This is a genomic window from Tenacibaculum caenipelagi (genome assembly GCF_004363005.1).
Taxonomy (GTDB): domain Bacteria; phylum Bacteroidota; class Bacteroidia; order Flavobacteriales; family Flavobacteriaceae; genus Polaribacter; species Polaribacter caenipelagi.
The window spans coordinates 310,026-325,408 of record NZ_SNYH01000002.1 but is presented as its reverse complement, the minus strand read 5'-3'; the positions used below and the strand labels follow the sequence as shown (position 1 = coordinate 325,408).

17 protein-coding genes are annotated in these 15,383 nt (G+C 31.8%); 8 read left to right on the top strand and 9 right to left on the bottom strand.

The annotated features are described in order from the left end of the window. Positions 1–7: 7 nt before the first annotated feature. On the top strand, positions 8–739 hold the full coding sequence (locus DFQ07_RS04995; protein ID WP_133535174.1) for a sulfite exporter TauE/SafE family protein: 732 nt from the start codon (positions 8–10) through the stop codon (positions 737–739). 155 nt (positions 740–894) lie between these two features. Next, positions 895–1,284 (top strand): hypothetical protein, encoded by a 390-nt coding sequence (locus DFQ07_RS04990; RefSeq protein WP_133535173.1) that lies wholly within the window; start codon positions 895–897, stop codon positions 1,282–1,284. 36 nt (positions 1,285–1,320) lie between these two features. Here the strand turns inward: DFQ07_RS04990 and DFQ07_RS04985 are convergent, their stop codons facing one another. The 4 genes from DFQ07_RS04985 to DFQ07_RS04970 form a co-directional block, all read right to left on the bottom strand. After that, on the bottom strand, positions 1,321–2,460 hold the full coding sequence (locus DFQ07_RS04985; protein WP_133535172.1) for an ATP-binding protein: 1,140 nt from the start codon (positions 2,458–2,460) through the stop codon (positions 1,321–1,323). Between the two features lie 3 nt (positions 2,461–2,463). Next, positions 2,464–3,219 carry an SDR family NAD(P)-dependent oxidoreductase gene (locus DFQ07_RS04980; RefSeq protein ID WP_133535171.1) on the bottom strand — a complete coding sequence of 252 codons (756 nt, stop codon included), beginning with the start codon at positions 3,217–3,219 and terminating at the stop codon, positions 2,464–2,466. 128 nt (positions 3,220–3,347) lie between these two features. Then, positions 3,348–4,271 (bottom strand): hypothetical protein, encoded by a 924-nt coding sequence (locus tag DFQ07_RS04975; protein ID WP_133535170.1) that lies wholly within the window; start codon positions 4,269–4,271, stop codon positions 3,348–3,350. Positions 4,272–4,372: 101 nt separating this feature from the next. Next, positions 4,373–4,837, bottom strand: coding sequence for a hypothetical protein (locus tag DFQ07_RS04970; RefSeq protein WP_133535169.1), 465 nt, complete (start codon positions 4,835–4,837; stop codon positions 4,373–4,375). A gap of 162 nt (positions 4,838–4,999) precedes the next feature. Between DFQ07_RS04970 and DFQ07_RS04965 the strand changes: the two genes are divergently transcribed. Continuing rightward, positions 5,000–6,109, top strand: coding sequence for an NAD(P)/FAD-dependent oxidoreductase (locus DFQ07_RS04965; protein WP_133535440.1), 1,110 nt, complete (start codon positions 5,000–5,002; stop codon positions 6,107–6,109). Between the two features lie 28 nt (positions 6,110–6,137). Further along, positions 6,138–6,587 (top strand): GreA/GreB family elongation factor, encoded by a 450-nt coding sequence (locus DFQ07_RS04960; RefSeq protein ID WP_133535168.1) that lies wholly within the window; start codon positions 6,138–6,140, stop codon positions 6,585–6,587. Between the two features lie 191 nt (positions 6,588–6,778). On the opposite strand, the gene DFQ07_RS04955 is transcribed toward DFQ07_RS04960, so the two are convergent. Beyond that, complete coding sequence (locus tag DFQ07_RS04955; protein ID WP_133535439.1) at positions 6,779–7,714, bottom strand: ABC transporter ATP-binding protein; 936 nt, start codon at positions 7,712–7,714, stop codon at positions 6,779–6,781. Positions 7,715–7,901: 187 nt separating this feature from the next. On the opposite strand from DFQ07_RS04955, the gene DFQ07_RS04950 reads away from it, so the two are divergent. From DFQ07_RS04950 to DFQ07_RS04940, 3 genes are read left to right on the top strand one after another with little or no spacing between them, the layout of a single operon-like run. Next, on the top strand, positions 7,902–8,432 hold the full coding sequence (locus DFQ07_RS04950; protein WP_133535167.1) for an RNA polymerase sigma factor: 531 nt from the start codon (positions 7,902–7,904) through the stop codon (positions 8,430–8,432). A 3-nt stretch (positions 8,433–8,435) separates the two neighbouring features. Next, positions 8,436–8,855 (top strand): hypothetical protein, encoded by a 420-nt coding sequence (locus DFQ07_RS04945; protein ID WP_133535166.1) that lies wholly within the window; start codon positions 8,436–8,438, stop codon positions 8,853–8,855. Positions 8,856–8,868: 13 nt separating this feature from the next. Next, positions 8,869–9,087, top strand: a complete 219-nt coding sequence (locus DFQ07_RS04940) for a hypothetical protein (RefSeq protein WP_133535165.1) — start codon at positions 8,869–8,871, stop codon at positions 9,085–9,087. Between the two features lie 40 nt (positions 9,088–9,127). Here DFQ07_RS04940 and rimK read toward each other — a convergent pair whose 3' ends face one another. The 4 genes from rimK to DFQ07_RS04920 all read right to left on the bottom strand — a co-directional run bounded on the left by rimK (position 9,128) and on the right by DFQ07_RS04920 (position 14,845). After that, positions 9,128–10,000, bottom strand: coding sequence for a 30S ribosomal protein S6--L-glutamate ligase (gene rimK, locus DFQ07_RS04935; protein WP_133535164.1), 873 nt, complete (start codon positions 9,998–10,000; stop codon positions 9,128–9,130). Positions 10,001–10,003: 3 nt separating this feature from the next. Further along, on the bottom strand, positions 10,004–10,417 hold the full coding sequence (locus DFQ07_RS04930; RefSeq protein WP_133535163.1) for an ATP-dependent zinc protease family protein: 414 nt from the start codon (positions 10,415–10,417) through the stop codon (positions 10,004–10,006). A 131-nt stretch (positions 10,418–10,548) separates the two neighbouring features. Further along, the gene (locus tag DFQ07_RS04925; RefSeq protein WP_133535162.1) at positions 10,549–12,627 is read right to left on the bottom strand and encodes a M13 family metallopeptidase; all 2,079 of its coding nucleotides are present in this window, start codon (positions 12,625–12,627) and stop codon (positions 10,549–10,551) included. Between the two features lie 58 nt (positions 12,628–12,685). Further along, entirely contained in the window at positions 12,686–14,845 is a 2,160-nt protein-coding gene (locus DFQ07_RS04920) for a prolyl oligopeptidase family serine peptidase (protein ID WP_133535161.1), read from the bottom strand. 145 nt (positions 14,846–14,990) lie between these two features. On the opposite strand from DFQ07_RS04920, the gene trxA reads away from it, so the two are divergent. Continuing rightward, the gene (gene trxA / locus DFQ07_RS04915) at positions 14,991–15,350 is read left to right on the top strand and encodes a thioredoxin (protein WP_133535160.1); all 360 of its coding nucleotides are present in this window, start codon (positions 14,991–14,993) and stop codon (positions 15,348–15,350) included. Positions 15,351–15,383: the final 33 nt, after the last annotated feature.

Below are 15,383 nucleotides of genomic sequence, written 5' to 3'. Positions count from 1 at the left end.
AAATGCGATGAAAGATATTAACTTCATATTTTTAGTGTTAGCTTTAATTGCTGAAGTTATTGGAACAATAGGCGGCTTTGGCTCGTCTGTTTTTTTTGTTCCCTTAGGAAATTTTTATTTCGATTTTTATTCTGTTTTGGGGCTTACAGCTATCTTTCATTTGTCGAGTAACCTCAGTAAAATCTTTTTATTTAAGAAAGGGCTAGATAAAAAACTATTGATAAACATAGGAATTCCTTCAGTCGCTTTTGTGATTGTAGGAGGAGTGTTATCAAAACTTTTAAATAGCTCGTATTTAGAAATATTTTTAGGAGTCTTCTTGGTAGGGTTTAGTGCCTTCTTCCTCATTAAAAACAAGTTTACTATCTCACCTAATAGAAAAAATGCCATTATAGGAGGTTCTTTCTCAGGGTTTTCGGCAGGACTGTTAGGAACAGGAGGAGCCATAAGAGGGTTAACAATGGCTGCTTTTAATTTAGAAAAAAGTGTATTTATAGCGACTTCAGCTTTTATAGACTTTATGATAGACTTTTCAAGAACCTTTGTATACTATCAAAACGGCTACATTCACGAGCATGATTTAAAATATGTTCCTTTTTTATTTGTAATAGGACTGGTGGGATCATTTATAGGAAAGAAAATACTAGTATACATACCACAATCTAAATTTAGAAAACTGTCTTTATCTTTTATTTTATTAATAGGAGTTGTTACGATTGTTCAACTAGTGTTGAGATAATTGAAATAATAGATTGGTTTTAATTATTTTAGAATAATTGGTAATCGGAGAATATAAATCATAAATGAAAGTATATTCTTAATCATGTTATAAACAATGTAACGCAACCTTTTACATAATTAAACATCTAATAGTTAAATAAAAACCTAAAAAACATGAAAAAGCAAATATTACTTTTATTATCTATTGGACTAATGTTTTCCTGTAGTAATGACCAAAATAGTTTTGAAACAGAGTTGATAGGAAAATGGAAATTAATTGAGGTTTTAGCTGATCCAGGAGATAGGAGCGGAACTTTCGAACCAGTAGAAGGTAATAAAACTATTGAGTTTAAAAGTGATGGAACTTTGACAACTAATAGTTCTCTATGTGAACCATACTCAGATGAAATAATAAATTCTGGGACGTATGAGAATAATACTATAACAACTGATTGTCAAAACCCTAATATAACAACAATTAGTTTTGAATTAAGTAATCAGTATCTGATTTTGAATTTCATTTCAAATGAAGGATATTCTCAAAAATTCGAAAAAATAAATTAAAGGTCATATATAACCATAAATTCAAGTAAAACTTATCTAATTATACGTCACTTTCCTAAGCACACGCATCGCTTCTTTATATTTGATATAGGTGGTTTTATCTTCTAAGTTTTTAATATAGTTTTTTGCTTTTTTAAGTTGTAACGGAGCATTTAAAAATCCGTTTAAATAGCAAATTAAGTAGGAGGTAGGAAGCCTAAATACATCTTCGTGCTCTGTAACCGAAAGCGGTTTGTTTTTTATAATTTTAGTAACGATACAGTTATTGTTGTTGTAAATGTGTTGTAAAATATTTTTATCGTATTGAGGAGCCTCAAACAAAAACTCTGTAACGATATCGTGCTTTCCGTTATCTTTAAAATTGATGATGGTTTTTTCTAACGGATAGCGTTTTTCGCTTTTATCAATCCCTAGTACGATGTATTCGGTAATAATAAACGATTGCTCGTTATAGCTAATTTGCACATCATCTAACGAAGAAAAAAACAAACGAACTTGTTCGTTTATCAATTCAATATCTACTCGTGTAAAAAATTCTTCGTCATTAATCAGTTTTCTCTTTCCAGCCCAACATAACACAAATTGCTCGTTAAATACTTTGTATTGCGGATTGTACTCTGGTTTATGTCTATCAATAAAATCGAAAACACCATCAAGCGTAAGTTTGATATTGTTGCTGGCATTTTTTTCAATTGCTTCAACAAGTTCTTTGTTTACGCTTTTTAGTTCAAAAACACCTTCGGCAGGCATAGAGTTGCTACCCCTGCGATAAAATACAGTTCCTTTACGGTATTTCCATGCGTTTTTTGCTAATGAAGTAACTAAGTTATTAGGGTAAATAGTTACTAACCCAATTACTTTATGACGTTGTAAACGAGGAAAAGGAACATTTTCATATTCTATTTTTGGAGGGTTGTTCAAATAGGCATTTACCAAATTTTGAATTTTACTATCATCGTAAAAATCTACACCAATAATTTTATTTTTCTCATCTTCAATACCAATGACAATGTACGAGTTGTTTTTAGGGTTTGAGTTAGAAAGTGCACAAATGTGTTTTATAAATTTTGCCTTTCCTTCTTTTGACCCTAAGGATAATTTTTGCTTTTTATCATAAAAACTGTTTTCGTCGTTATGAGACAGCAAGTTTTTAATTAAAAGACGTTTGTTAATCACAACTTAAGCATTTTTGTTCACAATAGTTGCACTAGCTTGCGCTGTTGGATATACGATTAAATCTTCAATATTTACATGATATGGGCGTGTAACTACAAAATGAATGATATCTGCAATATCTTCAGGTTGTAGTGCTTTGTAACCTTGATACACGGTCTTAGCTTTTTCAGAGTCTCCTTTAAAACGAACCTCAGAAAATTCGGTTTCTACCAATCCTGGGTGAATAGCACACACGCGAATGTTATGTTGATTCAAATCAATACGCATTCCTTTGTTTAAAGCGTTTACAGCGAACTTTGACGCACAATACACATTTCCGTTAGGATACACTTCTTTTCCTGCAATAGAGCCGATATTTAAGATAAATCCGTTGTTTCGTTCGACCATTTGAGGAATAACAGCTTTTGAAACATATAAAAGCCCCTTTACGTTTCCGTCTATCATAGCATCCCAGTCATCAATATTTCCGTTTTGAATACTATCTAATCCATGTGCATTACCAGCATTGTTGATAAGAATATCAATTTGTTTGAAATCACTAGGTAAACTATTGATAGCATTTTGTACTTCTTCATTATAGCGAACATCAAACTGTAGGATGTGTACTTTAGTAAATACTGATAATTCTTGTTGTAATTTTTGTAGCTTTTCAATACGTCTGCCACAAATAATTAAGTTGATGTTATTTTTTGCAAAAAGTTGAGCGGTTGCCTTACCAATACCTGAGGTTGCTCCTGTAATTAAAGCAGTTTGTTGCATGGTTTTTTGTTTTGTATAAAGGTAAAGTTTTTTATGTTAAGCTACTATTATAAAATGAAAAACCGCCCCAATGGGGCGGTTCCCTTTCGGTTGGTAACTACACCAACCAAAAATCAACTAACCAAACTTTATTTTAATGTCCTTTTCGGAACTGTTTCTCTTTCAATCTTAGTACGTTTTCTACCACTATTCCTTACAGTTGGTTTTGAAGTACTTGTTTTTTCTCCTTTTAAGTATTGTATAAACCCTCTTCCAGAGAAGATATATGTTGTTCCAGAGCCTATATGATATAACTCTATCGTTTCGTCATTTATAACGGTTAAGTCAAACTCTTCAGTATCTCCGTTATCATAATTAAGTGTTAAATATTTTAAATTTTGTTCACCCTGAACATTTTGAACAATATAGCCTCCAGTAAAATCCCAATTAATGTTATCAATATTTGTGCCAAAAGGATCGTGTGAAGAGTAGAAAGTTACGTCATTTTCAGGAGTAAATTGTAAATAATGTTCATAATCAAACGGGTTTGATGTTCCTCCTGAAGCACCTGTTCTCTCCCAAGCTATATACTCTTGTAAGAAATACTCAATATTGTCATAAAATAGCATGTCATAATCAAAAGTATTTCTTTGATATCCAACTAAATAGTAACTAACGTTTTGCGATAAATCATCAATTCTAATTCTGTTACTAGAAAGTTGCACAACGTCAAACTCATAGTAACCATCAATATCGTGTCTAGTTTCTAAAACGGTTCCAAAGGTACCGTAACTTCCAACAGCAATTCCTAAACCATTTCCTGTTTTGCCTATATCAACAATATTGTTGTTTGCATACATGGTTCCGTTTAAAAAAGAAATAGTAAATGCTCTTGATAAAAAAGGAACATCACCTGTACCTGTTGTTTTGTGATAATCTACATACCATAAATCGTAACTTGAAATATATTGACGTAATGAAAAACCATCATCAACAATATCATTTCTCACAACACACGACGTAAGTGTTACACCACTAATAAGTAGTAATAAAAGTAATTTTATACGTTTCATAAGCATTCGTTTTATGGTTATGCTTATCCGTTTTCAAATTACGTGCCAAAAATAAAAAACACCTCAAAAAGAGGTGTTTTTCAAGTTATATATTGTAGTTTTTATTGCATAAAAACCTTACTCTTTTTTATGATATTTTCCACTTTTACATAGTAAATTTTCTCATTTTTTACATAAGAAACCATAGCTTCATTTTCTTTTAATTCAAACGGAAATTTTTCTGTTGGAGTATTCCCAAATTCCTCTTTGGGGTCAGCATGTAGAATAAGATCTTTTCGATCATCATTAGATGAGGTTTTGTAACGAGCCGCGATATATTGTTTATCGTTATGTTGTTCAACAACAGCATTGGTTATTCTGTTTTGAAAATATACTTTTTGAAAATCAACAGACTCTTCTGCTGTGAAATTGATAATTAAGTTAATAGAGTTATAACTACCTTTTACACCACCAGTTACATGATAGTAACTTGCTGATTCTATCTTAAAAGGGTGTGTATTTTTCGTTTTTACACTTACGCATTGTGTTAAGCTAAATGTGAGTAGTAAGATTCCTATTAGTTTCATCAGTTAAATTTTATTGTTTTTCGGTCAGATGTAATTCGCCATTAAATACCTTAGTTAAATACAAAGACAGAGAAGGCTCATTTCATAGAGTTGCTTTTTATTGTTTATTTTTAGCACTCAAGGAATGTGCCAAGTCACAAATATAATCAGATTTATATGAAGTTGAATTTCAGTTATTGGGAGTTAAAAGAGTGGTTTACAAATGTAGATTTTACAGTTGTAGGAAGCGGAATTGTTGGGTTGAATTGCGCATTACAATTGCGAGAAAAACACCCCAAAGCTAAAATTATAATTCTTGAGAAAGGAATGTTACCACAAGGTGCGAGTACTAAAAATGCCGGTTTTGCTTGCTTCGGAAGTTTATCAGAACTCATAGATGATTTAAACACACATACCGAAGAGGAAGTTTTTAGCTTGGTAAAAAAGCGCTGGGAAGGATTACAGCTTTTAAGAGAAACATTAGGTGATAAAAACATCGATTATCAGCAAAATAAAGGATATGAATTATTCTTAACAACAGAATTATATGAAACATGTTTAGAGCAAAGAGTAGCGATAAACCAACTTTTGAAACCGTTGTTTTCTTCGGATGTTTTTACGATTGAAGAAAATAAGTTTGGTTTTCAAAACATACATCATCAATATATTACCAATCAGTTTGAAGGACAGATTGATACAGGTAAAATGGTAGCAAAATTGTTAGAAAAAGTCGTATCATCAGGTATAAAAATTATAAATAATATTCAAGTTGAGCAGTTTATAGAAGACAATGAACAAGTTGAGGTACAAACGAATCAAATTGCATTTAACACCAAAAAATTGTTTGTTGCTACCAACGGATTTGCAAATCAATTGTTGAAAGAAAATATACAACCGGCAAGAGCACAAGTATTAATTACGAAACCGATTAAAGATTTGCATATCAAAGGAACATTTCACTTAGATAAAGGCTACTATTATTTTAGGAATATTGATGATAGAATTTTGTTTGGTGGGGGAAGAAATCTTGATTTTAAAGCAGAAGAAACTACTGAATTTGGACAAACAACACTTATTCAAAATAAATTAGAAGAACTTTTAAAAACAACAATATTACCAAATTCCAAAGTAGAAATAGAGCATCGATGGAGTGGGATTATGGGGGTTGGAAACCAGAAAAAAGCTATAGTAAAACAACTTTCAAACAATGTGTTTTGTGGAGTTCGATTAGGCGGAATGGGCGTAGCCATTGGAAGTTTGGTAGGTAAAGAGCTTGCAGAACTTATTAATTAAAATTATTTCTACAACATTGAGAAATACTATGAATATAAAAGAAGAATTATACAAGCAATGTGAATTGTATGTAAACAAACGTTTGCAAACAGTAGAAGAAACGATTGCTTCTCATCAAAAAGCATTGCAGTCAGAAACTAAGAGCTCTGCTGGAGATAAGCATGAAACTGGACGTACAATGTTACAGCTAGAAATGGAAAAGGCAAGTCAACAGCTTAGTGGAATTACTCAAATGAGAGAAGTTTTAGCAAAATTAAACATAAATAATACTTCATCAAATGTTTGTTTAGGCAGTGTGGTTGTAACCACCTCAGCTAATTATTTTATAAGTATAAGTGTAGGTTTGTTAACTGTTGATAATAAAAAGTACTTCGCTATTTCCCCATCTTCACCTATTGGAAAATTAATTTTAGGAAAGAAAGCAGGAGAAACCTTTGATTTTAAAGGGATTCAAAATACAATTAAAAAAATTTTTTAAAAAAAGTAGGGTAAAATAAAACTTACTTGTTTTAGTTACAGGAAAGATTGTTATTCCTAAAAGAAAATAAAGAAAAAGAAGTTATATACACTTTTACCTTTTGGTGTTTAATAGGGTGGAAGTGTATTTTTTTAAGACAAAAATTAATTTAAAATAGTTGAGTAATAATTAGTGAGATAATTATTATTGGTTTAGACAGTTTTTTTGAATTTCAAAAAAGCTGTTTTTTTATGCTCAATATTTTTATGATGATTTACAAATACCAATTGGTTATTGTACATTACTTCTATCAACCAATAATATCCTTTAAAATAAGATTTTATAACCGTAGCTTTTAAGTTCGTTGTTTCTTGAGTTATTTCTAGTTGATTCGGATACAGTAGAAGTGTTTGATTATTGATAAAAACCTCATTCACATCATCAAATAAAGAAGCTGTATACTTTTCTTTTGGGTTTTGATACAAATTGGATGGACTATCATATGCAAGCACTTGATGATTACGAATAACCATCATTCTGTCAGCAAAAGATAAAGCATCGTTTCCGTCGTGAGTTGCTATAATACAAGCAATATTTTTCTTTTTTAAATAAGCAAATAATCTTCTACGTAAGGAATTCTTTTTAAAATTATCTATTTGACTAAAAGGTTCGTCAAGAAGCAATAGCTCAGGTTCTTTAGCTAAAGCCCTAGCAATAGCAACTCTTTGTTGTTGGCCACCACTTAAATTTTTAACTTTTTCGTTGGCAAGCCCAGTCATTTCAATAACCTCCAAAAGTTCTTGAGTTCTTTCTTCGGCTTCTTCAGGATAAAATCGGGATAAGAATTTCTTAATATTTTCACTTACTGAAGTAAATGGCATTAAATCGAAATCTTGAGCCACATATTTAAAAAACTCCATTCCAGGAACTAAGTGATGTTCGGGTCCTAAAATTTGAATATCATTCCAAAAGAGATTTCCTTTATCTACATCAAGCAAACCATACACTATTTTTAGAAGGGTAGATTTTCCACAACCACTTTCTCCCATAATACACAAATGTTCTCCTTTTTGTAAGGTAAAGCCTATGTTTTGTAGGGTTTTTTCTTTTGATGGATAAGTGAATGAAATATTATTAACTTGTAGCATAGGTGCAAAAATACGTAAAGGACTAAGATAATTCATCTCATGCTTCTCTGTAAATAATCTTCTTTTTTTAAGAATCAGACCTAAGTATATTTGTTATAAACGATATGAAAAGTTTTTTTTGAAAAAAATGCAATAGAAAATAAAAAGTACGTCTTTATAATTGAGGAGCTATAAAGAAAGCCTGTAAATGAACCAAGAAACGGAAAATAAAAAGAAATTAAAAGCCTTTTTTGATAAAGAATATGGTGCTCTTAAGTCTTATGTTGGAACTAAAATAAAACAAAGTATTCATCAAGATGCAGAGGATATTATTCAAGAGGTTGCTTTAAAATTGTTTTCTGGAGTTAATGGACATTCACCTATAAACAATGTAGCTGGCTTTGTTTATAGGTCCTTAAAAAATAAAATCATTGATAATTTGAGAAAAAAGAAACACGAAGCTTCAGATATTGATGAAATAAAACTGAATGAACTTGCAGAGGTGTTGTATGGAACTCCTGATAATGCTTATTCTGAAGCGATGAAAAAGGAACTAGAATTAAAAATAATGAATCTTAAACCAGTATATAAGGAAATTATTATAGCTATTGATTTTGAAGGATACACATACAATGAACTATCGGAGGAACTTGAAATACCTATTGGAACATTAATGTCAAGAAGACATCGAGCATTAGGAATACTATTGAGAAAAATTGAAAATAAAAATAAAAAATAAAAGATGGAAAATTTGTTTAAAGAACGAAGAGATGGAGAATCTCTAGGAATATTTGTAGGAAGAATAATATTCGGAATAATTGTAGTTTTAGCACTTGCGATGCTTTTTGGATATGCAATTATGTGGCTTTGGAATAACCTTATGCCAGAGATCTTCGGATTACGAGTTATTAACTACTGGCAAGCAGTAGGGTTATTTATTTTATCTAAAATTTTATTCTCATCTAGTGAATGTGGAGGGAAACATAAATCGGAGAAATGCTCAAACAAAAGAAGAAAACACAAACTCAAATCATATTATGAAAAGAACTGTAAGGGAGAGTTTTCAGAGTGGGAACATTATGACAGTTTTTGGGAAGAAGAAGGGAGTGAAGCTTATCAAAAATATGTAGAGAAATTAAATAAAGAAACGGAACAAAAATAAAAATCAATGAGTTATGAAACTATTTATCTATGGAACTGATATTGATACAAAGAAAAAAGAACAATCTATACGTCAGTTATTTAATCAAGATAGTAATATAATTAACTTATCTATTGATATTGAGGATGTTGATAATGTTTTAAGAATAGAGGCAACAGATATTACAGATGAAGCTGACATTATAAACAAAGTAAAACAAAAAGGATTTAACTGTATGGAATTAGCAGACTAAAGATAAAAAAACCGACATTATTTTATGTCGGTTTTTGTTTTTAAGCACTTCTTTCTACATATCGAATAATGCTTTTAGCAATATCTTTACCTGTGGCTTTTTCTATACCTTCCAAACCAGGAGAGGAATTGACTTCTAAAATTAACGGGCCTCTATCAGACTGTAGCATATCAACTCCAGCAACTCCTAATCGCATTGTTTTCACAGCTTTAAGGGCAGCGTTTTCTTCTTCTTCAGTTAATTCGATAATCTCTGCGGTTCCACCTCTGTGTAAATTCGATCTAAATTCACCTTCTTTACCTTGACGTTTCATAGCACCAACAACAACACCATCAACCACAAATGCACGAATATCAGCCCCTTTAGCTTCTTTAATATACTCTTGTACTATTACACGGGCTTGTAAACCGTTAAAAGCTTCTAAAACCGATTCAGCAGCTTTTTTTGTTTCTGCTAAAACAACTCCTAAACCTTGCGTTCCTTCTAGTAATTTAATAATCAATGGAGCACCACCTACTTTTTTAATAATTTCAGAAGTGTCTTTTGAATAATTGGTAAAAACAGTTTTTGGCAACCCTAAATTAGCTCTAGAAAGTACTTGCAAACTACTTAATTTATCTCTAGATCTTACCAAAGCTTGTGACTCTACAACAGAAAAAACTTTCATCATCTCAAACTGGCGTACAACTGCAGTACCGTAAAAAGTTACAGAGGCACCAATACGAGGTATGATAGCATCTACATCTGTTACTAATTCGTGATTGTATACTATAGCTGGCTTTCTTTTTTCGATAATTAAGTCACATTTTGTGTGATCTAACACCAGCATTTCATGACCTCTTTTTTCACCTGCTTCTACTAAACGTTTGGTTGAATATAATTTAGTGTTTCTAGAAAGGACAACAATTTTCATTTTTTATACTTCTTTTGATGCGATGTTTTTTTGTGAAACATCCACGATAAATTTTTTATTTAAAAACTTTCTACCAATTAAAACTGGATAATTCATTTTACCTCTATCAGATAAAGATAGTTTTATTTTATATTTTTTATTGTAAAAAATAACGGATGTTGATACAACATACCTTTTTTGCTTTTTACCATTAGAGCTTCGTATACTTTTTAATTGGTATTTAGTTGTTTGAAGCAATTTGTTATTATACTTTTCAGTTTTTGGACATAATAGTATAAACTTTAACACTCCATCTTTCTCTTCAATATGTTTACAATGTATCGCAGAAGTATAGGCTCCTGTATCTATTTTAGCAGGCAAATCTTCAATTTCCCATTTTAAAAAGGATATTTTTTCAACTCTTCCTATTAGTTTCATTTTTTAGAAAGTTAAGGGGGGCGAATTACTTACTATTTTTTGAATTATACAACACCTATTTTTTTATTTTTAATAATAAAAAAACCAGTGCTTATGCACTGGTTTAAAGGTACTTATTTTTTTGGTTGAATTTACCAAATTCTTACTCGATCTTCTGGTTTTAAATACATTTTATCACCTTCTTTAACATCAAATGCTTTATAAAAAGCATCTACATTTTTAAGAGGGATATATGCTCTGTACATTCCAGGAGCGTGTGGATTTGTCATGATTAAGTTTTTTAATGCTTCATCACGCATTTTAGTTCTCCAAATGGTACCCCAAGAAAGGAAGAAACGTTGCTCAGGTGTAAATCCGTCAATATTTTCAGGACGACCATTCTTTTCTAAGAAAATTTGTAATCCTTCGTAAGCAGCTTGTACTCCTCCTAAATCACCAATATTTTCTCCTAGGGTAAACTCTCCATTTAAATGCATACTATCAATAGCAATAATATCACTGTATTGTTTTATTAGCTTGCTACCAGCCTCTTTAAACTTTTCTGAATCTTCTTCTGTCCACCAGTTTTTAAGGTTTCCATCACCGTCAAAACGAGCACCAGAATCATCAAAACTGTGTGAGATTTCGTGACCGATAACTGCGCCAATTCCTCCATAGTTCACAGCTTCATCAGCTTTGTAGTTATAGAAAGGTGGTTGTAAAATAGCTGCAGGGAATACGATTTCGTTATTTACAGGATTAAAGTAAGCATTTACTGTTTGAGGAGACATTCCCCACTCAGTTCTGTCTACTTCTTTACCTAATTTAGCCATGTCTTTTTCAAAATTCCACTTGCGTACATTAACAGCATTGTCAAAATACGTACCTCCTTGTTCTAACCCTTTTACTTGTAAAGCAGAATAATCTTTCCACTTATCAGGATATGCAATTTTAACGGTTAATTTGTGAAGTTTGTCTAGAGCTTTTTCTTTAGTTTCTTCACTCATCCAAGGCAATTGTGCAATGCGTTTTTCAAAACCTAACATTACGTTGTCAATCATTTCCTTAGCTTTTTGTTTTGCTTCTGGCGGGAATTTTTCATCCACATATAATTTACCTAAAGCTTCACCAATAGCACCATTTAAGTTACTTAAAGCGCGCTCGTCTCTTGGACGTTGTTGTTTAGCACCACGCATTTCTTTGCTGTAAAACTCCCAGTTAGCCTTTTCTAAATCGGTAGATAATAAACCTAAAGAGTTGTTAATAGCATTCCAACGTAATGATAATTTAATAGTTTCGATAGGACTATTTTTAAGTACTTCATTCATTGCTTTGAAATACCCAGGGTCAGTAAGAATAACTTTGTCAATACTATCAACACCAATTCCTTTTAAGTGAGCTTCCCAGTCAATTACAGGAACTAACTCAGTTAATTCAGCAACAGTCATTGGGTTGTAAATTTTACGAGTATCTCTACGCTCTTCTTTTGTCATTCTAGGTTCAGCTAAACTCTTTTCAAAAGCAACAATAGTCGCTGCATTCTTTTTAGCTGTAGCCTCATCATCGCCAAACTCTTGCAACATTTTAGCTACAAAAACTTCGTATTTTTCAAGCTTATCTTTTACCTTTTCATCTACATAGTAATCTCTTGATAAACCAAGTCCGCCAGCTCCCATGTAACCAGCATTCATACTACTGTTTTTAAGGTCGTTAAATACGCCAAAACCGTAAAAGCCAGCACCTCCATAAGGAGCCATGTTGGTAATGAAAGTTTGTACGTCATTTAAGTCTTTAATTTCTTCAATTTTTTGAAGAAAAGGCTGTACAGGTGCCTTACCAGCTTTATTTCTAGCTACGGTATCCATTATGGTTTCGTAGTAGTTCACAGCTTTTTCTTGATCAGAATCTATTTCGTTTCCTTCAGCATCTTTTATTTTTGGGAAGTTACCTTCTTCAATAGCCTTGTTTAAGATAGCTAACACATCTTTAGTGGTAGTTTTTCTTAATTGATTAAATCCACCCCAAGAAGTTTCATCGGCAGGAATTTCGGTTTTATCAACCCAAGAACCGTTAACATATCTAAAGAAATCATCGGTTGGTTTAACCGAGTTATCCATATTTTCTAAAACGATTGCCTGTACTTTTTCTTCAGGCTTTTTATCTGTTTTACAAGCAACGACTCCTAAAGAAGCAACTGCAGTAGTAAACAGCATTTTGTGAATGGTTTTCATTTTTGTGATTTTTGATTTATCTTAATAAGAGTTAGTTTTTATACAATTGTTACAGTTTTTAACTCTTTATTTTTGACTTTGGTGCATTTGGTAATGACTCGAATCCCATATTAAATAAGGTAAATCCGAAAATATCAGCATATTGTTCAATAGTTTTAGCGACAGGAGTACCCGCTCCATGACCAGCATTGGTTTCAATTCTGATTAATACAGGATTGCTCCCTTGTTGTTTGTCTTGTAATTCAGCAGCAAATTTAAAACTATGTGCAGGGACTACACGATCGTCATGATCCCCTGTTGTTACCATTGTTGCAGGATATTTTGCTCCTTTTTTTACATTGTGTACTGGTGAGTACCCTTTTAAATATTCAAACATTTCTTTGCTTTGCTCAGAAGTACCATAGTCGTAAGCCCAACCAGCGCCTGCTGTAAAGGTATGGTAACGTAACATATCTAAAACTCCTACTGCAGGTAAAGCTACTTTCATTAAATCAGGACGTTGTGTCATTGTAGCTCCTACTAATAATCCTCCATTAGAGCCTCCTCTAATAGCTAAATAATCTGATGAGGTATAGTTTTCTTTTATTAAGTATTCAGCAGCAGCAATAAAATCATCAAATACATTTTGTTTTTGTAGTTGAGTTCCTGCCTTATGCCATTTTTTACCATACTCACCTCCGCCACGTAAATTAGGTACAGCATATACGCCTCCTTGTTCCATCCAAACAGCGTTGGCAATACTAAAATTAGGAGTTAAGCTTATATTGAATCCACCATAACCATATAAAATAGTAGGGTTTTTACCGTTTAATTCTAATCCTTTTTTATAGGTAATAATCATGGGAACTTTTGTTCCGTCTTTTGAAGTATAAAATACTTGTTTACTTTCGTAATTATCTGAATTGAAAGAAATAGCTGGTCTCCAGTATACTTCATAGGTTCCATCTTCTGGATTAAATTTATAGGAAGAACTAGGTGTGTTGTAATTAGTAAATGAAAAATAGAGTTCTTTAGCATCTGTTTTTCCACTAAAACCATTAGCAGAACCTACTCCTGGTAATTTTACTTCGCGAATTAATTTACCATCAAAATCATATTGTAAAACCTTTGATACTGCATCTACCATATATTCAGCAAAGAAATATCCTGCTCCTGTTGAAGGAGATAATACATTTTCAGTTTCAGGAATAAATTTTTTCCAGTTTTCAGGTGTTGGGTTTGCAGCGTCTACGGTAACTATTTTTTTGTTAGGAGCATTTAAGTTGGTAACCAAATATAATTTATTATCTCTGTTATCTATTACATGCGTATCACTATCATAATTGTCTAATACTGTAATTAGTTTACTATTAGGCTTGGTTAAATCTTTTAAGAAAAGTTTGTTTCCAGAAGTTGAAGTAGATGCAGAAATAAATAAAAATTTATCATCTTCAGTTAAGTAACCACCAACATATCTGTTTTTTTCTTCTGGAGTAGCTCCAAAAACAACTTCATCAGAACTTTGAGGCGTTCCTAACTTATGGAAATATAATTTGTGTTGATCTGTTTTTGCAGATAATTCACTTCCTTTTGGTTTATCATAACTAGAGTAATAAAACCCTTCGTTTCCTTTCCAAGCAATTCCTGAAAATTTCACATCAACTAAAGTGTCTTCTTTAATTTCTTTAGTTTCAGCATCCATAATAATTACTTTTCTCCAGTCACTTCCCCCTTCAGAAATAGCATAAGCAACTGTTTTTCCATCTTTAGTAAAACTTATAGAGCCTAACGAGGTAGTCCCGTCTTCTGCAAATGTATTAGGGTCTAAGAAAACTTCTTCTTTACCATCGTTGTCTTTTCTGTATAAAACATACTGGTTTTGTAGTCCATTATTTTTATAAAAATAAGTATAGTCTCCTTCTTTAAAAGGAGTTCCTACTTTTTCGTAATTCCATAATTCAGATAAGCGTTCTTTTAATTGTTCGCGGTATGGAATTTTACTCAAGTAGTCGAATGTAATTTCGTTTTCAGCTTTTACCCAAGTTTCGGTCTCAGCACTTCTATCGTCTTCTAGCCAACGATAATTATCGGTCACTTTGGTACCAAAGTATTCATCTACAACAGGTTTTTTAGTTGTTTCAGGGTAGTTCACACTAATATTGTTTTTTAATTGTTTTTCTTCTTTACAAGAAACAAAAATTGTCCCTGCACATACAAGAGGAAGAAGGATTTTTTTCATGGTTTTAAAATTGGTTAATTCGCTCAAATTTAGAAGAAAAACAATGAGAACCATTTATTTTAAGATGATTTTAACAAAAAGAACTCTGTAAAAAGGATGAAATAAAAACGACTACCTTTACACAATTATAATATAGAAAACACAGATGACAGAGAATTTGAATAAAGAAGCTTTTTTCAAAAAGGTTTTTAACTACGAAGAAAATAAGGAATGGAAGTTTGAAGGAGAAGTACCCGCAATTATTGATTTTTATGCTGATTGGTGTGGACCTTGTAAAGCATTGGCACCTGTTTTAGAGCAGTTAAGTGCAGAATATGAAGGAAAAATTAATATTTATAAAATAGATACAGAAGCAGAGCAAGAATTGTCAGCTGCTTTTGGAATTAGAAGTATTCCATCTATGTTATTTTGTCCAGTAGATGAAGAGCCACAAATGGCTCATGGAGCACTACCAAAAAAACAGATTGAACAAATAATTTCAGAAGTTTTAAAAGTTGAAAAATAAAACCTATTTTCTGAGAAAAAGGACGTTTAAAAA